Genomic DNA, 23,173 nt, shown 5'->3' on the forward strand with positions numbered 1-23,173 from the left:
ATGCAAAAGAAAGAGAAAAAAGATCCATCGCAAATGCGTCATGGCTATACAACAGGTGCTTGTGCAACAGCAGTAACAAAAGCAGCTTTAACGGCTCTTATTACTGGCGAAGCACAAGAAACAGCAACGATCCATTTGCCGGTGGGCCGAGATGCGACATTTACCATAGAGAAAAATACCTTTGTAGGAAATTCAGTAAGTTGTGAGACGATAAAGGATGCTGGAGATGATCCAGATGCAACACATAAAGCATTGATTATTTCTACTGTCAGCTGGGGTGATCAACCTGGAATAATTTTAGATGGAGGAGTCGGCGTGGGACGAGTGACCAAGCCGGGTCTTCCTGTTCCTGTTGGAGAAGCTGCAATTAATCCAGTCCCAAGGAAAATGTTGAACACTACTGTCCAAGAAACGCTAGATGAATTTCAAATTGACCGTGGAGTAAAAGTTGTCATTTCTGTTCCTAATGGAGAAGAAATTGCAAAAAAGACGTTAAATGGTCGATTGGGAATTATCGGAGGTATTTCTATTTTAGGTACTAGAGGAACCGTTGTACCTTTTTCTAGTTCGGCTTATATGGCCAGTATTGTTCAGGCGATTAGTGTAGCAGTTGCCATGGGTTGTGAACATGTCGTGTTGACAACAGGTGGTCGAAGTGAAAAATATGGCATGCAACAATATGAAGGACTATCTGAGGAAGCTTTTATTGAGATGGGTGATTTTGTTGGTTTTTCATTAAAGCACTGTAAACGTCTAGGAGTTAAAAGAGTGTCATTAGTAGGTATGATGGGAAAATTCTCTAAAGTTGCTCAAGGTGTCATGATGGTTCACTCGAAAAGTGCCGCAATTAATTTTGAATTCATGGCAGAACTTGCAAAAGACGTCGGAGCACCTGATGAGCTAGTGCAAGAAGTGGTAGGAGCAAATACAGCTTCTCAAGTTGGTGAGATGATGATGGAAGCTGGTTATGATCAATTTTTCAATCATTTATGTGAAGCATGTTGTTCAGCGTCTCTCAACCATGTGCGAGGAGGACTTATAATGGATACTGCCATTTATTCCATGAAAGGACAATTATTAGGGAGGGCTGATTGTATTGACTCAATCGATTAAATTGATCGGAATTGGAGATAACGGACAAGAGAGTTTGTTACCTCAATACATTTCGTGGATTGAAGAAAGTGAAGTATTGGTAGGCGGAGAAAGATTACTTGAATTCTTTCCATATTATATGGGCGAAAAAATTGTTGTAAAAGGTGGGTTGAAATTTCTAGTAGAACAATTGAAAAATGAAACGCGTAAAACGGTCATCTTAGCGTCAGGAGATCCTTTGTTTTACGGTCTAGGTGGTTATTTAGCAAGCAAAATAGATGTCGAAGTTTATCCTTATTTTAGTTCCATTCAATTAGCTTTCTCAAAAATGGGTGAGAGTTGGCAAGATGCGTATTTAATAAGTGTTCATGGACGAAGTATGAAGGGCTTAGCGCAGAAGATTGATGGCAAATCGAAAATTGCTTTGTTAACGGATTCTGATAATAGCCCAAGTGTAATTGCGGAATATTTATTATCCTTTGGTATGACAGAATATCGCGCTTTTGTTGCAGAAAACATACAAGGTGAAGGTGAAAAATACGGTTGGTTTGAATTAGAGGACATGAAAAACCTTGAGTTCTCTCCATTAAATGTTGTCATTTTAAAAAAAGTAGGATTAAGCCCTAACTGGACATTAGGCATTGATGATGAAGAATTTTCACAACGTAAACCTGATAAAGGGCTGATTACAAAAAAAGAAATTCGTGTCCTAAGTTTATATGCCATGCAATTAACGAGTAACAGTATTGTTTGGGATATCGGTACATGTACAGGTTCAATGGCTATTGAATCTGCAAAGCTTGCACCAGAAGGACAAGTATTTGCCATTGAAAAAAATGAAGTTGATCTTGAAAATTGCCTACAAAATCAACGGAAATTCCGTACAGATTTAACAGCGATACATGGCAAAGCGCCTGAAGGTCTAGATACATTCCCGAATCCAGATGCCATTTTCATCGGTGGTACAGGTGGTAACATGAAGGATCTATTAAAAGCATGTTGTGAGCGTTTAACTAAAGGTGGAAGAATTGTTTTAAATGCTGCGACCATCGAAAATTTATATCGCGCGAATGAAGCATTTGAGGAGTTTGGTTTTGAAACATCTATTATACATGCCCAAATTTCTAGAAGTAAACCAATTTTAGGTATGAAACGATTTGTACCATTGAATCCAATCTATATAATTACGGCTAAACGAAAGGAAGACATCCATGAGTAATTTTGGTACTTTATACGGTCTAGGAGTAGGTCCTGGAGATCCTGAACTTATTACAGTTAAAGCATTCCGTGTGATTCAGGAATCACCAGTTATCGCTTATCCGCGAAAACGCAAAGGAAGTAAAAGTTATGCACAACGCATTGTTGATGTATACATTCGTCCGGGTGAAAAAGATATGCTTGGTCTTGTTTTCCCTATGACGAAGGATCAAGAGATTCTTGATAGAGAGTGGAATAAAGCAGTTGAACTAGTATATGAAAAATTACAAGAGGGCAAAGACGTTGCTTTTGTAACTGAAGGCGATCCTCTACTCTATAGTACATTCATTCATATGATGAAGTTGATGCAAGAATTGCACCCAGAAATAGAGATTAAAACAGTACCGGGTATATCATCTTTCAACGGTTCAGCATCACGTTTAGGGATTGCACTTGCTGATGGGGATGACCATGTTGCGATTATTCCAGCTACCAATGATTATGCTGCTATGAAAAAAGCACTTGAAGACCATGATGCTGTTGTATTCATTAAAGTGGCAAAGGTAATGGATCTAATGATTCAAGTTTTAAAAGAATTAAATCTATTTGACAAAGCTTCAGTCGTAACAAAAGTTACCTCGGATGAGGAAGTCATTTGGACAATGGATGAATTAGAAGATGCAGAGCTAGAATACTTAACATTAATGGTGGTGCGTAAATAATGAAAAAAATATACATAGTTGGCGCAGGTCCTGGAGATCCAGATTTAATCACAGTAAAGGGCTTAAATATTTTACAAACGGCAGATGTAGTGATGTATACAGATTCACTAGTAAATGACGAGCTTATTGCAAAAGCAAAACCAGAAGCCGAAGTAATTAAAACAGCAGGTATGCATTTAGAAGAAATGGTCGGTGTCATCGTTGACCGAGTGAATGCTGGAAAAACCGTAGCTCGCATCCATACAGGTGACCCTGCAATGTACGGTGCGACAATGGAACAACTAGCATTACTTAAGAAGGAAAATATTCATGCAGAAGTCATACCTGGTGTCAGCTCAGTTTTCGCTTCAGCTGCTGCTATTGGAGCTGAGTTAACAATACCAGATTTAACGCAAACACTCATTTTAACTCGTGCAGAAGGCCGTACTCCAGTACCTGAATTTGAAAAACTGAGTGATTTAGCAAGTCACCATTGTACAATTGCATTATTTTTGAGCGCTACTTTAACAAAGAAAATTGTCAAAGAACTACAAACAGCAGGTTGGAGCGATGAGACGCCAATTGCCGTAATACAAAGAGCTTCTTGGCCAGATCAAAAAATCGTTCGTACTACATTGATAAACTTAGATGAAGATATGCGTAAAAATGGAATTCGTAAACATGCAATGATTTTAGCAGGTTGGGCGCTTGATCCTAATATTCATGATAAAGATGAGTACCGTTCAAAATTATACGATGCAACATTTACTCACGGATTCCGAAAAGGTGTGAAGCCGCAATGATTGAATTACAAGAAGGTATAGAACCGGTTGTAGTTCAACATAATCAATTTGCCATTGTTGCTATAACGAAGCACGGTGTACAAACAGCACGTAATTTACATCGATCATTTGTACACTCAGACGTATACTATATGAGTAAATTTGAACAAGGTGATGAACAACAAAAGCATATTCAACTATTTACAGGAAGTGTACGCATGTTGTTACCAACACTATTCAAACAATATAAAGGTATCATCATGATAATTTCACTTGGTGCTGTCGTACGTATGATTGCACCTATTTTAGTAGATAAAAAGACAGATCCTGCAGTTGTAGTCATTGATGACCGTGCGGAAAATGTCATCAGTGTTCTATCAGGTCATTTAGGTGGAGCAAATGAATTAACACATGAAGTAGCTTCTGCATTAAATGCTCGTGCAGTTATTACAACTGCATCAGATGTTCAAAAAACAATTCCCGTAGACCTTTTCGGTTCTCGCTTTGGCTGGGTTTGGGACTCAGCAGATAAGTTAACACCTGTAAGCGCCTCCGTAGTAAATGAAGAACCTGTTGCGATTGTTCAAGAATCTGGTGAGAAAAACTGGTGGCATCTACAAACACCTATGCCAGAAAACATCAAACAATATCCGAGCATTACAAAAGCTCTAGAGGCAAAGCCAAAAGGGGCATTAATCATTACGCACCGATTGCTAACGAAAGCTGAAGAAGCCATATTAGAAAATGGTGTTGTGTATCGTCCGCAGAATGTCGTAATCGGAATGGGCTGTAATCGCGGAACATCTTCAGAAGAGATTGAACAAGTTATTTTGGAAACTTTGCAAGAACTTCAAATTTCGATTAAAAGTGTCAAAGCACTATGTACCATCGATCTAAAAAAAGATGAGCAAGGTTTCCTTCAAATTGTCGCAAAATATGGATGGGATTTTAAGTACTACACACCATCTGAATTGAATATTGCCACAATCGAAGCACCATCTGATACTGTGTTCAAATATACAGGTGCTTATGGTGTAAGTGAACCAGCAGTTCGCTTATATACTAGTTCAGATGATTTAGCATTAGTAAAGAAAAAATCAGGTAACACAACCATTTCAGTTGCCGTCATGTCACATGATTAATAGTATCAATTGCTCATTAAAACCGGTTGTTTATGCCGGTTTTAATTGCAATCTCGGGGGATAAGTGATGAGTTCAAGAAGACTAGTAATTGCAGGTACAGGAAGTGGCGTTGGAAAAACGACGTTTACAATTGGGATAATGGCTGCTTTGCAAAAGCAAGGTTATCAAGTGCAAGGATTCAAATGTGGTCCAGATTATATAGATCCCTCATATCACACAGCGGTAACCGGCCGTACTTCTCGTAATCTAGATAGCTGGATGTTTGATCATGAAACCGTTAAGGAAATGCTAGTCCGTGCGAGTTCAGGAGCAGATATTTCCATTATTGAAGGCGTTATGGGGTTTTATGATGGTAAAAGTCCGCTAAATGATGCAGGCTCTACAGCTGAAATTAGTGTTATCACGGATAGTCCTGTATTACTTATCGTTAATTGTGCCAGTATGGCCCGTAGTGTAGCAGCCATCGTTAAAGGATTCCAAATACTTTCGGATACGCCAAATATTATAGGGGTCATTGCCAATCAAGTTGGTAGTGTAAATCACTATAAAATAGTTAAGGCCGCCATTGAACAAGAGTGTGGTATTCCTGTACTAGGATATTTAAAACGCGAAAAGGGTATTGATATTCCAAGTCGACAATTAGGTTTGATACCTGCTATTGAACGCGGTGAATTGAATCCATTCTTTGACCAACTTGCATCGCTCATTTCAGAAACAGTCGATATAAATCGCATATATGAATTGGCAAAAACCTCTGAAATTGCGCATTTCTCTACTGGATTATTTGACCAACGACATGCTAGAGGCATAACAATTGCTGTAGCAAAGGATGCTGCTTTCAATTTTTATTATGAAGAAAATCTAGAGTTATTAAGAGCATACGGTGCATCACTTGTTTTCTTCTCACCAGTAAATGGTGAAGTAGTACCAGAAAATGTGGATGGACTATACATAGGAGGGGGATTCCCAGAAGAATTTGCGGCGGAGCTTTCAAAACAAGAAGCTGTCAAACATTCAATACGACACGCAGTGAAAAGTGGAATGCCTACCTTAGCAGAGTGTGGTGGATTTATGTATTTAACAGATTCTATTTCAGATACAAAAGGCAATACATATCCAATGACTGGTATCATTCCTGGCGCTGTACAAATGCAAGAAAAGCTTGCTGCACTTGGGTATCGTGATATTACCGGCACTCCACATAACTTCATAATTGATGAAAATCAAATGGCTAAAGGGCATGAATTCCATTACTCCACTTTTAAAGCTTCAGAGGAAATTCAACCAGCATATGAAACAACTGGGCGTTTTGGTAAAAAGGCAGAAGGTTATTTAAACGGGAATTTAGTTGCAGGATATACACATTTCCACTTCGCATCAAACCCTGAATTAGTAGAGCAGTGGGTGAATGCATGTGTGAGACATCAACAACAATGACATATTATCCAATCATGCTTCAGTTGAAAGGTAAATATTGTGTCGTCATTGGTGGAGGCAAAGTGGCAAATCGGAAAGTAACATCACTATTAAATGCCGGAGCCATTGTTACTGTCATTAGCCCAGTACTACATGAGAAACTGCAAGAAAAATGGCGTAATGGTCTCATTACATGGTTTGAAAAGTCATTTGAAGTTTCTGATTTAGAAGATGCTTTTTGTATTATTGCTGCTACGAATCTTCCAGATGTTAATGCAAAAGTTAAGGAAAGTGCCATGGCACATCAACTTGTGAATATAGTAGATGACGCAAGTGGAAGTAACTTTATAGTACCTGCAACATTGAGACGAGGAGATTTAACAATTGCAGTTTCAACTTCTGGTACAAATCCAGGTTTAGCAAAGAAACTAAAAGATGATTTATCTCTTCAATTTGATGACTATTACGAAGAGTACGTGGCATTTTTGCAAAACGCTCGTACGGAAGTATTAACGAATGTGATCGATGAAAAATGTAAGAAGCAACTATTAGAAGCTCTATTAAGGTCGGAATTTTTAACTTTAACGAAAGAAAGTAAAATAGTCGAACGAGATAAGCTATTTCAACAATATTTAACAAGGGGGATTGCGCCATGGCAGTAGGAAAAGTGTATTTAGTAGGTGCAGGTCCAGGCGATCCAAGACTAATAACAGTCTATGGAGTGGAATGTATTCAAAAGGCTGATGTTATTGCATACGATAGACTCGTTAATCCGAAATTACTTGAACATGCAAAAAAGGACGCTGAACTGATTTTCTGTGGAAAGTCACCAGGGAAGCATCACCTAATTCAGGATCAAATTCATGATTTATTAGTTTCAAAAGCATCAGAGGGAAAAACGGTTACTAGATTAAAAGGCGGAGATCCTTGTGTTTTTGGTCGAGGAGCAGAAGAAGCAGAAGTACTAGCCAAAAACGGTATTGAATATGAGATTATACCAGGTATTACTGCTGGAATAGCAGCACCTGCCTATGCAGGGATACCGGTTACTCATCGTGAATATGCATCAAGCTTTGCCATTGTTACTGGTCATGGTAGAGAAGATAAAGGACAAGACCATTTAAACTGGGATGCTTTGGCTAATGGAATCGATACGATTGCCTTTTATATGAGTGTCGGTAATTTAGCCTATATAAGCGCTCAATTAATTGCCCATGGTAAAGAGGCAAAAACCCCAGTGGCAGTTATAGAATGGGGTACAACAGAACATCAAAGAACATTAACAGGGACATTAGAAAATATTCATGATTTAGTTGTTAATGAAGGGTACCACAACCCATCGATGGTATTAGTTGGTGAAGTTGTTCAAATGCGAGATAAAATTAAATGGTATGAAAAACAGCTTTCTGTTGTCGTGCAATAAGATATAGTGAACTGTTATAGATAGTAATGAAAAGGAGATAAATAAATGTCTATTATAGAAGTTTTAAAAGAGCGACGTGCAATCCGTAACTATGAGGACAAGCCTGTTGAAAAAGAGAAAATTGAACAATTATTAGTAGCTGCAACATTTGCTCCAAATGATCGTTTACGCGAACCTTGGAATTTTTATGTTATCCAAGGTGAAGCAATGACTCGCTATGAAGCAATGGCGGAAGCTTATTTACAAGAACGTTTCCCTACAAAACCTCATTTAGTTGAGAGCTCTTTAAAAGTAGTTACAACAACACCTGTTGGCATAGTTGTAACAGCGGATCAAATACCAGATAAACCTGATGATTCAGAGGATAATATTTTTGCCGTGTGCTGTGCCATCCATTCAATGTGGTTAGCTGCAAAAGAATTAGGACTAGGATTTGTATGGCGTACACGAGGTGTCGGTTTAGTACATGATGAACGTATGTTAAATTTTATCGGTTCTCCTGAAAATGAAAAAGTGATTGGTACAGTTTTCATTGGTTATCCAGAAGAAGGTCGTGAAGTCTCACCGACTAAACGTACTTCTTATGAAGAAAAAACTAAGTGGTTATAAAAGAAAGTTAGGGGGGATTTATATGGCGCGTCAAGGTCTATTTTTGGTGTATACTGGGGATGGTAAAGGTAAAACAACTGCATCGCTAGGTGTTACATTACGAGCAGTAGGTCGGGGTTTAAATGTCAGGTACATGCAATTTATTAAATCTCCAGAACGTACATACGGAGAGGCATTGGCCCTTCGAAAATTAGGTGTTGAAATGGAGCAAATGGGTATTGGTTTTACATGGACTAAAACGCCCGATGAACATAGACAAGCGTTACAAGTAGCTTGGACAAAAACAAAAGAAGCTCTTGCTGATCCAACGATTGACTTACTCGTGTTAGATGAGCTCAATAATGCATTAGCAATAGCTAAATTCCCAATCGACGACGTATTACCACTTCAAGAAGTAATTGAAGCGATTCAAAATCGACCAAAAACAATGCATCTTGTTGTAACAGGACGAAGTGCAAAAGATGAACTAATCCAACTAGCGGATTTAGTTTCTACAATTGAAGCTACTAAACATTATTACGAACAAGGTATACCTGCAGTAAAAGGTTTAGAATTTTAAGGAAAGAGGGAATGGAATTGACCGCAAAGGCGTTAATGATACAAGGAACAGCATCTGACGTTGGGAAAAGTATGATATGTACTGCTTTCTGTCGTATTTTTTCGGATGAAGGATACAAAGTTGTTCCATTTAAATCACAGAATATGGCGCTGAATTCTTTTGTCACAGTTGATGGAGGAGAAATTGGTCGAGCACAAGGTGTGCAGGCTGAGGCAGCAAGAGTCATTGCAACGACAGATATGAACCCAATCTTATTAAAACCAAAGCAAGATATGGTATCTGAAGTTATTGTGCATGGTAAGCGCTTCCTAGACATGACAGCTACTTCATATCGCAACAACTTTGTTCAAGAAGCAATGCCAATTGTTGAAAAGTCAGTACGCAAGCTTCAAGACGAATACGAAATAATCGTTTTAGAGGGAGCGGGTAGCCCAGCTGAGATTAATCTAAAAAATCGAGACATTGCTAATATGCGGATGGCCCATCTAGCAGATGCAGCTGTAATTCTTGTTGCTGATATTGATCGTGGTGGTGTATTTGCATCTATTATTGGCACACTCACATTATTAGATGAAGCTGAGCGCAAACGTGTAAAAGGTATTATTATTAATAAATTTAGAGGTATGCGTGAGTTATTAGATGATGGTATTGAATGGTTAGAAAAAGCAACTGGTATTCCAGTGTTAGCTGTTGTACCTTACATAGAAATTAATATTGAAGCAGAGGATTCATTGGCTTTATCATCACTTCGATTTAAAAAACCAAAACAACAAGAGTTTGCCATCGATATAGCGATGATTCGTTTACCAAGAATTTCGAATTTCACTGATGTAGACCCATTTTTTGATGAACCTGAAGTAGGCGTTCGTTTAGTACGGTCATTAAGTGAACTTGGTACACCGGATTTACTTATATTACCGGGCACAAAAAACACTGTTGATGATTTACAATGGCTTCGAGATGAAGGTTTTGTGGAAGGAATTCAAAAGCTTCGTGCAAAAGGGACACGTATTTTCGGTATTTGTGGTGGATTCCAAATGCTGGGTGATCAATTGTTAGATCCTGAAGCAATAGAAGGTGATGGACGTAATTCAGAAGGATTAGGGTTATTACCAGTCACAACGGTTTTCAATGCGTCAAAGAAAACGAAACAAATGACTGGAAATTTATTGTCTAATGGTCAAGAGCTCACTGGCTTTGAAATACATCTCGGACAAACTGAAATACAAGATTCGAATACAAAGGCCTTTTTAAAACTACATGATAGCCGTTTAGATGGGGCAGTATCATCGGATGGACGTGTTATCGGCACATATTTCCATGGGATTTTTAATAACCGAGAATATACTCGTGAAATAGTAAATGTTTTAAGAATTGAAAAGGGTTTAACTGCTATTTCAGAAGAGGTTAAAACCGATGCACAACGCCGTGAAGATGCTTATCAGTTACTGGCGGAGCATGTAAGGAAACATACCGATATGGAAAAAGTGTATGAAATCATGAACCTTATGTCATCTGAAAATATATAAATGTTCACTTCCGGGTACAGTCTCAAATGGGTTAGATGAGACTGCCGGGATTTTTTTATTAAGAACGTCTATTTGAAACGTTTTCTTGTTGTAAGGAAATTTGGGATACCATTATATATAGAATTTATTATTTAATATGTAATAAGCTTCTCAACAAGAATTGTTGTAAAGTATAGTTAGGATATGTTTGGTAACAACTGGACGTAATGAATTCTGTTTGGAAAATGATTCAACATTTGAATCTATTAATAAAAATAAATTTATGTAATTGATGCTTTCAAGGGGGAGAGTAAAATGAAGAATATAAAAGAACTTCTAGTGAAATCTATTTCACAAAGCTATGAAGGATTTGTATTATCAGATCATGAAGGGCGAGTTTTTTTTGCAAACGCTGCAGTGGAAACGATTTCAGGAGTAAGTATTGATCAAATTGTTAATACGACACCTGAAGAATTGCAAGAAGAAGGAGTAATTATTAAGCACTCTCAGCAAATTCTTCAAAAAAACCCCTTAACGATATACCAAAAATTAAGTTCTGGTAAAGAAATCTTCATTACGAGTAAGCCTATCAGAGATGATGAAGGAACTATTATTTGCTATGCTGCTAACTACAGAGATTTATCAACCTTGAATACATTATTTAATGAGCATCAAAAATACTCAACCGTAAATTATTTAGAATTAGAAAGACTTCGCGAAAACCTTACAAAAACAGAAGGTATTATGAGTATTTCTCCAGTAATGAATGATCTTAAAGAGCTTATTGAAAAAATTGCTAAGACAGATGCGACTATTCTGATACTCGGAGAATCAGGGACGGGCAAAGAGGTTATCTCTAAAAATATACATAACTTGAGCAAGCGTAAAACTGCACCCTATATTCAAATAAACTGCGGTGCAATACCAGAAAATTTAATAGAAGCGGAACTTTTTGGGTATGAAAAAGGAGCTTTTACAGGTGCAAATACAAATAAGCCAGGTTTACTTGAGGTAGCAAACAATGGAACAGTATTACTTGATGAAATCGGTGAAATGCCATTACATTTGCAAGTGAAATTATTGAGAGCCATACAAACAAATGAAATTACAAGAGTCGGTGGCACCGTTAAAAAGCAGCTTAATGTACGTTATATAGCAGCGACTAATAAGAATCTAAAAGCACTCGTGCTAGAAGGTAGATTTCGTGAAGACCTTTATTATAGATTAAATGTCATTCAAGTCCAGGTTCCAGCATTAAGAGAACGTGAGCATGATATAGAATATTTAAGCCGTTTCTTCCTTGAAAAATTCAAAAAAAAATATGAGAAAACATTAGAGTTTTCGGAACGTGCATTACTTATTTTAAAGCAATATGAATGGCCAGGAAATGTACGTCAACTAGAAAATATGATTGAACAACTTGTTATTTTATCTGAAGAACCACTAATACTTGAGCACAATATTCCACAAGAACTAACACATATGAAACCTTCTCAGAAACAGCTTACAAAGACAATTTCTCCATTAAAAGAAGTGGTCGAAATAACAGAAAAAAATGAAATAATGAAAGCATTGCAAGCCTGCTCTTCAATTAGAAAAGCAGCAAAAGTATTGGGCATTAGCCACACAACCTTACTTAGAAAGATGAATCAATATAACATTACTTAAAAAAATCCCTCCTTTGGGATTTTTTTATTTTGGTTAAAGTGGTTTATTTCCGAACCGATTTTACTTGCAAATGTTATTTTGGTTTGTATTAGAACCACTAATGGTTCTGAAATGAACCGTTATATTAACATTAATGTTTAGAATGTTGCTACAAATAGAGATTGATAAGCTATGAAGTTGGCACGGAAATTGCTACTAAGTTTATAAGGAGGTGTTTGATTGGAATATATTGAATTGAAAATAATAGATGAAGAGAAAAGGATATTTCTACTTACGCTAAATCGGCCAACGGTAAAAAATGCATTAAATCGTGAAGTTATTCATCAACTGACAGAAACAATTGACCACCTTGAACAAGAGAAATTAGCTAATGTTGTTATTCTCCAAGGAAAAGAGCATCATTTCGCCGCTGGTTCAGATATTAAGGAAATGCTAAATGCAAATGAAATGACAATTGAAAATATCGTAAAAAATGTGCACTCATTGCATAAAAAAATGTCGGATAGTAATATCGTTTTCATTTCATCAATAGAAGGATATTGTTTAGGCGGAGGATTTGAACTCGCATTAGCGACAGATATGCGTATAGTGTCGAAACATGCGACTTTTGGATTACCAGAAGTGAAGTTGGGCATTTTACCAGGTGGCTGGGGAACGCAAAAATTTTTAACGATAGCAGGGAGCTCAAATGCAACCAGATACTTATTGACGGGAGATTTTTTCAATGCTGATATGGCTCTATCCATGAATCTTGTTAGTGAAGTAGTAGAAGATCCTTTGTTACAAAGTAAAGAAATTGCAATGAAAATCGCTTCACAAAGTAACCAAGCAATTAGATCAATTAAAAAGTTATTAATAGGCATTGAATATTCAATTATAGAACAACGTCTACAATTAGAGCAGGAAGCATTTAAACAATTGCTTATTAATGGTGAAGCTCAAGAAGGCTTAGGGGCATTCGTTGAAAAAAGACAACCAAATTATAGAAAGTAGTGATTATTGTTAAAGATGTGTATATTGTAGCGGCAAAAAGAACAGCCATTGGATCCTTTGGTAAAACGTTAAAAGACTATTCAGCAGTTGATTTAGGGGAATTTGTTGTGAATGCACTTTTCGAAGATGTGCCATTTCTTAAAGAAGAAGTTGATGAAATATATATGGGTAATGTATTAAAGTCTGGTTTGAAAGGAAATCCTGCTAGGCAAATTGGAATTCTTACTGGTCTACCAATTTCGGTTTCAGCGATGACGATTGATATGCAATGTGCATCAGGGTTAACTGCAATTATCCAAGGAGTCAATCGCATTCAATGCGGGGAAAGCGAGGTTATTGTTGCAGGGGGAATTGAGAGTATGACCAACGTCCCGCATCTAATGCTAGAAAGTAGATGGGGAACAAGATTGGGAAACCCGCCAGTAGTGGATGCATTATTACATGATGGGCTTGTTTGTGCAATTGAAGGCTATCATATGGGTATTACCGCAGAAAACTTAGTTGAAAAATACGGCATTTCAAGAGAGGCTCAAGATGCTTATGCGCTTAAAAGTCAGCAAAAAGCATTAAAGGCAATAGAGGAAAATCGTTTTGCTGAGGAAATTGTTCCTATCCCGATATATGGAAAAGAAAACGAGCCTTTCTTTAATATGGATGAGCATCCTCGAGCAACAACTTTAAAACACTTGGAAAATCTCGCTCCTGCATTTAAAAAAGATGGAACAGTAACTCCAGGCAATACATCTGGATTAAATGATGGAGCGGCCGCAGTATTGATTGTATCTGAAGGAGCATTACAAAGACTGGGGTTGCAACCACTAGCTAAGATTGTCTCAACAGCAACATGTGGTGTTCAACCTTCCATTATGGGTATCGGGCCGGTACCAGCTATTTTAAAAGCAGTCGATCGTGCTGAGATGAAGTTAGAAGACATTGATCTATTTGAAATTAATGAGGCCTTTGCAGCACAAGTAATAGCTGTAAATACGGAGTTAAATATTCCAGAAGAAAAGTTAAATGTAAATGGTGGGGCAATTGCACTTGGTCATCCTGTGGGTGCGTCGGGAGCCAGGATTATCGTTACACTATTACATGAGTTAAAGCGAAGAGGTTTGAAAACAGGTGTAGGTTCATTATGTGTTGGAGGTGGGCTAGGTGCAGCAACCATTATTGAAATCGTTTGAAGAAGTACTAGTCGTTGGTAGTGGTTTAATGGGTGCAGGAATTGCACAAGTAATAGCTGAGAGTGGAGTCAAGGTGATCTTAGTAGATCGAACAGAATTTGAGCTAGAAAGAGCGAAAAAGCAAATTGAAAAAATGGTGAACAAATTAAAGGGAAACGATGGCTTACAGGAAACCCTTGATCGTATTACGTTTTCAACAAAAATACAAGATGGTCATAACTGTCTGTTAGCAATCGAAGCAGTGCCTGAAAAATTAGAAATAAAGAAGGCTATATTTAAGCAATTAGATGAGCTTTTACCCGAACATGCGATTATCGCAAGTAATACATCTTCATTATCAATTGCAGCTATTAGTTCTGTAACAAAGCGACCTGAAAACATAGTTGGTATGCATTTTTTTAGCCCAGTTCCTATTATGAACTTAGTTGAAGTAGTAGAAGGTATCAATACATCACATAAAACAGTTGAAACGATTCAACAATTCGGTGAGCAAATAGGTAAACAAGTAATTTTAGCTAAAGATTATCCAGGGTTCACAGTAAATCGTGTACTTGTACCAATGTTAAATGAGGCAGCTTTTCTAGTGATGGAAGGTAATGATCCTGCTGAAATTGATCTAGGATTAATGCTTGGAGCAAATCATCCCATTGGGCCTTTGAAACTAACGGATTCTGTTGGAGTCGATGTTCTATTTTTCACTTTAGAGAGTCTATATGAGGGCTTTAATGATTCAAAATACAGACCTTGTCCACTATTGAAGCGGATGGTAGAGGCAGGACATCTTGGCAAGAAGTCGGGTAAAGGCTTTTATGATTATAAAGGGAGGTAGAAATAATGAATTTAATTGAAGAAAGACAATTGATACGTGATGTGGCTCGTAAAATTGCGCAGGGACAATTAGCACCACAAGCTGCCAAAGTGGATAAGGAAGGTAAGACACCTTGGGCCGGTATAAAGTTACTTGCGGAAAATGGTTTATTTGGCGTACATGTACCAGAGGAATATGGTGGTGTAGGGGCAGATTACCTCAGTCATCTCGCAGTAATTGAAGAAGTAGCAAAAGCTTGTGCTTCAACTAGTGTGTATCTTTCAACGCAAGCACTAACTATGGCACCATTTTTAATTGCTGGAACCCATGATCAAAAGAGTGAATATTTAACTAAATTAGCGACTGGAGAAGTGTTAGGATCTTTCGGTATTACTGAACCTCAGGCGGGCTCTGATGTATCGGGTGTTAAAACAACAGCGCGAAGAGATGGTAAAGACTTTATATTAAATGGGCATAAAATTTTTATCACTAACGCGGGTGAATCAGAAATTTATGTTTTTGTAACACGTACTTCGGAAGATCGTACAAAAGGTATAACGTTATTCATTGTTGAAAAAGGAACTGAAGGATTAACTTTCGGTAAAAAAGAAGAAAAGATGGGCATTCGAGGTTCAGTAACAAGAGAAGTTTTTTTAGAAAATGTACGTGTATCGGAAAAGAATATGCTTGGTGGAGAAGGTGCAGGATTCAAAATTTTAATGAATGTCTTCAATGAAACACGTCCAGTAGTAGGGGCACAAGCTCTAGGTATTGGGGTAGCTGCTTTTGAATTCGCACGTGATTATATTAAGGAGCGTTCACAATTTGGGAAAACAATCGATCAGTTCCAGTTATCTCGCGCTAAAATTGCAGATATGTTTATTCAACTTGAAACTGCACGACTACTAGTATATGAGGCAGGTCAAAGAATAGAAAATCATGACGAGCAAGTTCCCTTGTATTCGTCGATGGCGAAATGTTATGCATCAGATGTTGCCATGAGTGTTACAACTGATGCTGTTCAGCTTTTAGGGGGAAATGGATATATCCAAGACTATCCAGTAGAACGTTATATGCGTGATGCTAAAATCACGCAAATTTATGAAGGGACAAATCAAATTCAACGATTGATTATTGCGAATGAACTATTGAACTAATAACTGGGGGCCTGAATATGAAATTGTTCGATTTGCAAGATAAGGTGGCTATTGTGACGGGGGCAGGTAGAGGAATAGGCAGGAGTATTGCTAAAGGATTCGCTGAAGCGGGAGTAAAGGTAGTTATTTGTAGTCGAACAGAGGTCGAGTTGTTAAAGCTCCAAGGTGAAATTCAACAGGCAGGTGGGCAGTGCGAGATTGTAACCTGTGACATTAGTAAAAAAGAAGATATTGAGAATGTAATTGATAAAACAATAGAAGCCTATGGGAAGATTGATATTTTAATTAATAATGCGGGGATTACTAAAAAGGTAGCTGCTTTAGATATGAATCTAGAAGATTTTGAAAAGATTATTAGTGTTAATTTAACTGGAGTATTCTTATTTGCACAACTTGTTGGTCGAGTAATGGTTAAGCAAAGATCTGGCAAAATCATTAATGTATCATCTGTAGGTTCTGATCAAGGTTTAAAAGGATCTGTTGCTTATACTGCAAGTAAAGGCGGTGTAACGATGTTGACGAAAACATTAGCAATTGAGTGGGCAGAGTATGATGTGCAAGTAAATGCGATAGCTCCTGCATATGTAGAAACACCACTAGTGGAGGTTGTCAAATCAACACGTGAAGGTTTTGAGGAATCGGTTATCAATCGTACACCGATGCGTAGAATGGCAAAGCCTGATGAAATGGTTGGTGCCTGTATTTTTTTGGCAAGTGAGGCCTCTTCATATATTACAGGTGAAACAATTTTCCTTGATGGTGGATGGAGAGCATATGGGCTTTAAATAATAAATATAAAGGGAGTGTTACTATTCTAGGTATTCCAGCAAATGGTTGGGTCGCATTAAGTATTTGGATTGCAGTTATTGTATTACCTTGGACATATTCACTTTATTTTATTAAACGCATTAATGATTCTGGAGTTGAACGATGGGGAGCTAAGCCAAAAAAAGTTGAAAATACGATTGAAGATGCGGTCCGCGTATGAATATGTATACATTCGTAATTGCTATAGTCTATGTTGCTATTCTGTTCTATTTCATCATAAAGGGAAATAAGAAAAGTTCAGATTTAGATGATTTTACAATTGGCGGATGGAGCATGAGCCTAGGAGTGAGCATTTTTTATTTTACTGCAACGTGGGTAAGTGCTGCTTCGGTACTTGGTGTTCCAGGTATTTTATATGCAAATGGTTTTGCCGGAATTACAGGATGGTTTGCAGGTTGGTTTTTTGCAACAGCACTTTTACCTTTAATTGCGTATAAGTTACGTCGACCGATGTTTCCAGTACGTACTATTCCAGAATATATGCGATTACGGTTTGAGCCATATGTGAAGAAAAGCTTTTTACAAGCATGGTCATCCATAATGATTGTGTTCGGCTATATTAGCTATGTAACAATTCAAATTACTGGGATTGGTTATTTACTTTCTCAAGTAACGGGCTTAAGTTATTTTATATCTATTTTAATATTCCTAGTATTTATTTTACTCACAGTATTAGGGGGAGTATGGTCTGTTGCTTTAACTGATGTATTAAATACCGTTGTCATAATAATTGGCCTTGCTTTAGCAGCGGGATTACTTTTATGGAATATCGGTGGTTTGACAACACTTTTTGAAAAAGCAGCATTGATTAATACACCTGCAATAGAGGGTGGAACAGCAGTGGCTGCAGGTGGATTATTTAGTCCATTAGGTACCTTCTCGATGGCAGCAATGCTAGGGATTTTCATTTCCAATTCCTTAGGTGCAGCAGTAGCACCACATTGGCCAACTCGCTTATTAGCATCAAAGAATGTGAAAATAGCAGTGTATACGCCATTATTGTCAACGATTATTTTAGTATTCGTCTTCTCATGTTTACTAGTGATAGGAATCGGAGGTAGAGTATTAATTCCAACGATGCCCAATGGTATGGCAACGGATCAAATTGTGCCATTATTAATTGCGAATTATATGAATCCAGTTGTTGCAGGTATTCTTATTGCCGCCATTTTTGCTGCAGCATTATCGACAGCAAACGGGATGATTTTACAGGCTGCAATTGCAGTTTCTTATGATATGTATCGAAACTTAAGTACGAAAAAAATTGCAGATGGTATTTTAATTCGAATAACTCAAGTTCTATTAATTATTATTTCCATTATTGCATTTGTATTCTCCATTAATCCACCGGCATTTATTGCACTTGTGGCGGCGTATGTTTTTGGCTTCTTTGGGTGCGCATTTATAGGCCCAATTTTCTTCGGTTTATATTGGAAGAGAGCTAATAGACAGTCAGCTTATGCAGGTAGTATTATTGGCGCACTTTCATATATAATTTTCAGTTTCTTAAATACGAAGGGAATTCTTGTTTTACCGATACCAGCTGTTGCAATTGGTATGGGGCTTTCAGCAGTAAGTATGTTGATTTGTACATTGATTTTCCCAGATGCACCACGTGTTGCTTGGGAACCATACTTTGAAGAAGAAATTTCTAAAGAGACAAAAGAGGTCGTGAATTTGGCGATGAGAAATGTATAAAGGATGATGAACGATGATGCAAAATGCAACTTGGTTTAAAAGTTATCCCGAAAATGTAAAGACAACAATTGAAATTGATCAACGAACAATGGTTGATGTGTTTTATGAAGCCATAAAAGAAAATCCAAATCACATCGCTCTAGTGCAAGGTAATCAAAATGTAACCTATGTTGGCTTTGAGAAAAAAGTGCATCAGTTAGCAAATGCATTAAGGCAGAAGGGACTAAATAAAGGTGACCGTGTTGCCTTAATGATGGCAAACAGTATTGAATATGTAGTGAGTTATTATGCAGTACTTATTAATGGTGCGATTATTGTTCAAAATAATCCGATGTATACAGAGCATGAGTTATATTTTCAAATTAATGATGCACAAGCAACGATGCTAATTATTGATGGAACATTAGCAGAACAATTTCCAACAATTAAGGGAGATACTACGATTAAACATGTTTTTTTATCAGGATGTAATAGTAATCAATCTAATAGCTTGAGTGAAATATTTAAATCTGGAAACACAAAATTTGAGCGTGTAGCGCTAAATGAAAAAGAGGATATTGCCGTTTTACAATATACTGGTGGCACTACAGGTGTATCAAAAGGTGTCATGCTAAGTCACAGTAATATTTATGCAAATGTTGTACAAACTCATTCTTTTTTAGGAGTACATGCGAAGCCATATAGTGAACGTTTATTGAATGTATTACCTTTGTTTCATGTTTACGGTATGACAGTGTCCATGAATTACATGATTTATTTGAAATCAACAATGTATATTGTGAGCAAATTTAAAAGTGATGAAACACTTACATTGCTTAATCAACATCAGATTACGATGTTTCCGGGTACGCCAACAATTTATGTTGCGGTGAATCATGATGAGCATATTCAACAATATGATATTAGTTCTATCCATACCTGCATAAGTGGTTCAGCGCCATTGCCAGTAGAAGTGAAAAATCATTTTGAGCAGCTAACAGGGGCTAAGGTAGTGGATGCTTATGGTCTTAGTGAAGCCTCTCCAGTTACACATAGTAATCCCATTAATGGTATAAGGAAACCCGGTAGTATGGGGTTACCTATTCCAAATACTCAATGTAAAATCGTATCGATAGCAGAGAGTAAAGAAACACTTGCTATTAATGAGCCAGGAGAACTTGTTATTAAAGGACCACAAATCATGAAAGGTTATTGGAATATGCAGGATGAAACAGAAAATGCTTTAAAGGATGGATGGCTTTACACTGGAGATATTGTCTATATGGATGAGGATGGTTACTTCTTTATAGTAGGACGTAAAAAAGATGTCATCATTGCTAGTGGGTTTAATATTTACCCTCGCGAAATAGAAGAAGTAGTATTCAATCATCCAAGTGTAAAAGAAGTTGTAGCAATTGGTGTACCTCATTCATATCGAGGTGAAACAGTGAAAATATTCGTAGTTCCAAAAGATGATGAACAACTAGATGAAAATGAAATTATTGAGTTTTGCAAAGGAAAGCTTGCTAAATATAAACTTCCAACGATAGTGGAGGTTCGTGATGAATTGCCAAAAACAGCAGTAGGTAAGCTATTACGACGAACTTTAGTAGAAGAAGAATTAAAGAAACTTCAAATGAACCAATTAGGGAGTTGATCAAATGCGCTTAGAAGGAAAAGTAGCCATTGTTACAGGTGGTGCGAATGGCATTGGTTATGCAACAGTAACACGATTTCTTGAAGAAGGTGCATCGGTAGTAATAGCAGATTATGCTAAAGTGGCTGGTGAAGAAGCAGCAAAAAAGCTTAATGCAGAAAGAGTATTATTTATAGAAGTCGATGTTAGTAATCGAGAAAGTGTTAAGGCAATGGTTCAAAAAACGATAGATCAATTTGGGCGTATAGATATCTTAATAAATAATGCAGGTATCACAAGAGATGCGATGCTGACAAAAATGACTGAAACCGATTTTCAAGAAGTATTAAATGTAAATTTAAATGGTGTCTTTCATTGTACCCAAGAAGTAGCTATGCATATGGTAGCGAATCAGTATGGGAAAATTATTAATACGACTTCAGTTAGCGGTGTGTATGGCAATGTTGGACAAACAAATTATGCTGCTGCTAAAGCAGGTATTATCGGCATGACGAAATCTTGGGCAAAAGAACTTGGTCGTAAAGGTATAAATGTCAATGCTGTCGCACCTGGTTTTACATTAACGGAAATGGTAAAAAAAATGCCGGAAGAAATCATTGAAAAAATGACAGCAACCATACCATTGCAAAGGATGGGAAAGCCTGAAGATATTGCAAATGCATATCTATTTCTAGCATCAGAAGAAGCATCTTATATTCATGGTCATGTACTTCATGTAGATGGAGCAATCATGATGTAAGGGGGAATTGAGTAAACCAAATTATGAATGAACTAAGAATGAAACACTTATATAGGCAGCTTACAATTGATTATTCAGAATGTAAGCTAGCCTTTTTTTGTCTATTAATATTCCCCTTAATAAGGACCAGGAGCATAAAATCGCTCTTGGTCCTTTAATTATCTATATAAATAATATAAGAATCTTTAACTTGATAACCATATACAACAATTAATTGATAAAATATAAACCTCGCTAGTCTATATAAAAAATACAAAACCAGCCTCTAAGAGAAATAAAAATTTAAATAAAAAAGTAAAGAATCTATATGAAACTTTGCTGATAAAATAATATTAACAGATCTAGTTCGTTAATAATTCATTATTCATTTGGCAATCACATCGGTTCAATTTAGCATTAAAAATAATAAGCAACCACAACTTATATCAAAACATCATTTTCGCTTTCAATTATAATAGATGCAGGAGTGGAGGTTGAACAAGATGATGCAGGGGATGATAGACTGGATTGAGGAAAATTTATTTGATGATTTTTCATTAAAGAACTTAGGTAAGGATATGGGTTATTCACCCTATTACTGTTCTTTTACGTTTCATCGAATGGCTGGGATTAGTATTAAAAGATATAGGGCACTAAGGAAGATATATTTGGCTGCAATTGAAATTGAAAAAACAGAACAAAAAACAATTGATATTGCATTCAAATATGGGTTTTCATCTCAGGCGGCTTTTTCAAGAGCTTTTAAAACTACTTTTGGTATCAGTCCAAATGCCTTTAGAAAAAATCCTTCACCACTACAGTCTTATGTGAAACTTAATATGAATAGCGCAAAGGAAGGTTTTATGATGGATATTTCACAGAAGTTAAAGATTGAAAATTTACAGAATAAAATGAATGAGCAATTTGATAAAGATATTTTAAATGTCTTAAATGGGCAGGTGATGTATGAAGAATTTTCTAAACATCAGTTAATGGGGAAAAGTGATTATGTTCCTTTTAATGAAGCCATGTGTTCAAATGATACATGTTTTACAATATTCAGTGATGAATTTAATAAGTTAAGAGCTTTAGGTCATGAAGTGTCTTTACAAGATTATGAGAATATCACCATTCACTCTTTAAAACCTCTATTGGTAAATCAATACAAATGCATCGTTTTATGGTTTGGTGAGGACATGTTCTGTCAGATGAATTTGCTAACAATGCTGGCATATTTGGATCAAGTGAATTATAGAGGAAAAGTATTCTTCCATATGGTTAATGAATTGACTTACGATGTAGAAGAGATTGAAGTAATGCCGTCAGGTTACAAAGAAATATATCAAGAAGTATTGATCCAACATCAACTTCCAAAAGTTCAAGTATTGCCTGTCACATATCAAGGTATTAAACTATATTTGGATTATTTAAAAGAAGATAATGAAGTTACAGCTTACATAAAAAAACATCTAGAAATGCCTCAGGGTGAATTACTGAAAAATTTGTTCCATCTGTTCCCTAATTATGGTCTAGGGGATGTGCAATATTTGAAAATAATAAAAAGAATAAAAGAAGAATAAAGTTGATTTAATCCGAAAATAGGCTTGGTATTTAATGAAGTAGAGCCAAGCCTCTAATCACTTAGCTGTTTGATATTTTAATGAAAGTAAAAAAAAGAAAATCATAATTATTATCAGTGGATTCGTTTTTTAAAATATCATTTGACATTTCAGAATTCAAAGCTTAATATAAAACTTAACAATTTTGTTCGGGATAGGTAGCAGGTTTCGGGAGCGAGACCACCTTTAGAACAGTTGAGATTAGCATAGCAGAGAAATTGAAGAGTAAGAGTAGTAGTATAGGTGTGGTAGTGTAGAGAGTCAGTGGCGGGTGAAAACTGATCTATCTCCTATATGAATGGACTTATGAGAGCTATTAAGAACCGAAGTGACCCTACTTCTAATTATTAATAGACGTCTAACCTACGTTATGGGTAGTATCTTTTTGATACGCTAAGTGGGAGCATTTTAAATGCTTCAACTTGAGGTGGCAA

At 36.7% G+C, this 23,173-nt stretch carries 22 protein-coding genes and 1 other annotated feature (1 of these 23 cut by a window edge); all 22 genes read left to right on the plus strand.

Going from position 1 to position 23,173, the window contains the following annotated elements:
• Window positions 1–1,113, plus strand: coding sequence for a cobalt-precorrin-5B (C(1))-methyltransferase (locus ACQKM9_RS04170; RefSeq protein ID WP_427732942.1), 1,113 nt, complete (start codon window positions 1–3; stop codon window positions 1,111–1,113).
• Window positions 1,097–2,311: a precorrin-6y C5,15-methyltransferase (decarboxylating) subunit CbiE gene (cbiE, locus tag ACQKM9_RS04175; protein ID WP_427732944.1), complete on the plus strand. Its 1,215-nt coding sequence runs from the start codon at window positions 1,097–1,099 to the stop codon at window positions 2,309–2,311. Before ACQKM9_RS04170 ends, cbiE begins: the two co-directional genes overlap by 17 nt.
• On the plus strand, window positions 2,304–3,011 hold the full coding sequence (gene cobI, locus ACQKM9_RS04180; RefSeq protein WP_427732945.1) for a precorrin-2 C(20)-methyltransferase: 708 nt from the start codon (window positions 2,304–2,306) through the stop codon (window positions 3,009–3,011). Before cbiE ends, cobI begins: the two co-directional genes overlap by 8 nt.
• Entirely contained in the window at window positions 3,011–3,793 is a 783-nt protein-coding gene (cobM, locus tag ACQKM9_RS04185; protein WP_427732947.1) for a precorrin-4 C(11)-methyltransferase, read from the plus strand. The genes cobI and cobM overlap by 1 nt, the downstream gene beginning before the upstream one ends.
• Window positions 3,790–4,914 (plus strand): cobalt-precorrin 5A hydrolase, encoded by a 1,125-nt coding sequence (locus ACQKM9_RS04190; RefSeq protein ID WP_427732949.1) that lies wholly within the window; start codon window positions 3,790–3,792, stop codon window positions 4,912–4,914. The genes cobM and ACQKM9_RS04190 overlap by 4 nt, the downstream gene beginning before the upstream one ends.
• 67 nt (window positions 4,915–4,981) lie before the next feature.
• Window positions 4,982–6,352: a cobyrinate a,c-diamide synthase gene (locus ACQKM9_RS04195; RefSeq protein WP_427732950.1), complete on the plus strand. Its 1,371-nt coding sequence runs from the start codon at window positions 4,982–4,984 to the stop codon at window positions 6,350–6,352.
• Window positions 6,328–6,993: a precorrin-2 dehydrogenase/sirohydrochlorin ferrochelatase family protein gene (locus tag ACQKM9_RS04200; RefSeq protein ID WP_427732951.1), complete on the plus strand. Its 666-nt coding sequence runs from the start codon at window positions 6,328–6,330 to the stop codon at window positions 6,991–6,993. Before ACQKM9_RS04195 ends, ACQKM9_RS04200 begins: the two co-directional genes overlap by 25 nt.
• Complete coding sequence (gene cobA, locus ACQKM9_RS04205) at window positions 6,984–7,754, plus strand: uroporphyrinogen-III C-methyltransferase (RefSeq protein ID WP_427732953.1); 771 nt, start codon at window positions 6,984–6,986, stop codon at window positions 7,752–7,754. Before ACQKM9_RS04200 ends, cobA begins: the two co-directional genes overlap by 10 nt.
• Window positions 7,755–7,799: 45 nt before the next feature.
• On the plus strand, window positions 7,800–8,363 hold the full coding sequence (locus ACQKM9_RS04210; protein ID WP_427732955.1) for a nitroreductase family protein: 564 nt from the start codon (window positions 7,800–7,802) through the stop codon (window positions 8,361–8,363).
• Between the two features lie 22 nt (window positions 8,364–8,385).
• Entirely contained in the window at window positions 8,386–8,922 is a 537-nt protein-coding gene (locus ACQKM9_RS04215) for a cob(I)yrinic acid a,c-diamide adenosyltransferase (RefSeq protein WP_427733385.1), read from the plus strand.
• Between the two features lie 17 nt (window positions 8,923–8,939).
• Entirely contained in the window at window positions 8,940–10,451 is a 1,512-nt protein-coding gene (locus ACQKM9_RS04220; RefSeq protein WP_427732957.1) for a cobyric acid synthase, read from the plus strand.
• A 294-nt stretch (window positions 10,452–10,745) separates the two neighbouring features.
• Window positions 10,746–12,098, plus strand: coding sequence for a sigma-54 interaction domain-containing protein (locus ACQKM9_RS04225; protein WP_427732958.1), 1,353 nt, complete (start codon window positions 10,746–10,748; stop codon window positions 12,096–12,098).
• Window positions 12,099–12,317: 219 nt separating this feature from the next.
• A complete protein-coding gene (locus ACQKM9_RS04230) occupies window positions 12,318–13,091 on the plus strand; it encodes an enoyl-CoA hydratase/isomerase family protein (protein WP_427732960.1) in 774 nt (257 codons plus the stop codon).
• A 2-nt stretch (window positions 13,092–13,093) separates the two neighbouring features.
• Complete coding sequence (locus ACQKM9_RS04235) at window positions 13,094–14,275, plus strand: thiolase family protein (RefSeq protein WP_427733386.1); 1,182 nt, start codon at window positions 13,094–13,096, stop codon at window positions 14,273–14,275.
• Window positions 14,247–15,104, plus strand: coding sequence for a 3-hydroxyacyl-CoA dehydrogenase family protein (locus ACQKM9_RS04240; protein ID WP_427732962.1), 858 nt, complete (start codon window positions 14,247–14,249; stop codon window positions 15,102–15,104). The genes ACQKM9_RS04235 and ACQKM9_RS04240 overlap by 29 nt, the downstream gene beginning before the upstream one ends.
• Before the next feature lie 5 nt (window positions 15,105–15,109).
• Window positions 15,110–16,240 (plus strand): acyl-CoA dehydrogenase family protein, encoded by a 1,131-nt coding sequence (locus ACQKM9_RS04245; RefSeq protein WP_427732964.1) that lies wholly within the window; start codon window positions 15,110–15,112, stop codon window positions 16,238–16,240.
• A gap of 17 nt (window positions 16,241–16,257) precedes the next feature.
• A complete protein-coding gene (locus ACQKM9_RS04250; protein ID WP_427732966.1) occupies window positions 16,258–17,025 on the plus strand; it encodes an SDR family NAD(P)-dependent oxidoreductase in 768 nt (255 codons plus the stop codon).
• Window positions 17,004–17,228 carry a hypothetical protein gene (locus ACQKM9_RS04255; RefSeq protein WP_427732968.1) on the plus strand — a complete coding sequence of 75 codons (225 nt, stop codon included), beginning with the start codon at window positions 17,004–17,006 and terminating at the stop codon, window positions 17,226–17,228. The genes ACQKM9_RS04250 and ACQKM9_RS04255 overlap by 22 nt, the downstream gene beginning before the upstream one ends.
• On the plus strand, window positions 17,225–18,766 hold the full coding sequence (locus ACQKM9_RS04260; RefSeq protein WP_427732969.1) for a sodium:solute symporter family protein: 1,542 nt from the start codon (window positions 17,225–17,227) through the stop codon (window positions 18,764–18,766). The genes ACQKM9_RS04255 and ACQKM9_RS04260 overlap by 4 nt, the downstream gene beginning before the upstream one ends.
• A 13-nt stretch (window positions 18,767–18,779) precedes the next feature.
• Window positions 18,780–20,402: a long-chain-fatty-acid--CoA ligase gene (locus tag ACQKM9_RS04265; RefSeq protein ID WP_427732971.1), complete on the plus strand. Its 1,623-nt coding sequence runs from the start codon at window positions 18,780–18,782 to the stop codon at window positions 20,400–20,402.
• A 4-nt stretch (window positions 20,403–20,406) separates the two neighbouring features.
• Entirely contained in the window at window positions 20,407–21,141 is a 735-nt protein-coding gene (gene fabG, locus ACQKM9_RS04270) for a 3-oxoacyl-ACP reductase FabG (RefSeq protein ID WP_427732973.1), read from the plus strand.
• Window positions 21,142–21,614: 473 nt separating this feature from the next.
• Window positions 21,615–22,700: a helix-turn-helix domain-containing protein gene (locus ACQKM9_RS04275; protein ID WP_427732975.1), complete on the plus strand. Its 1,086-nt coding sequence runs from the start codon at window positions 21,615–21,617 to the stop codon at window positions 22,698–22,700.
• Window positions 22,701–22,951: 251 nt separating this feature from the next.
• Window positions 22,952–23,173, plus strand: a binding site (T-box leader) (it continues 22 nt past the right edge of the window).

This window comes from Viridibacillus sp. NPDC093762, assembly GCF_050279675.1.
In the GTDB taxonomy this organism is placed as follows: Bacteria; Bacillota; Bacilli; order Bacillales_A; family Planococcaceae; genus Viridibacillus.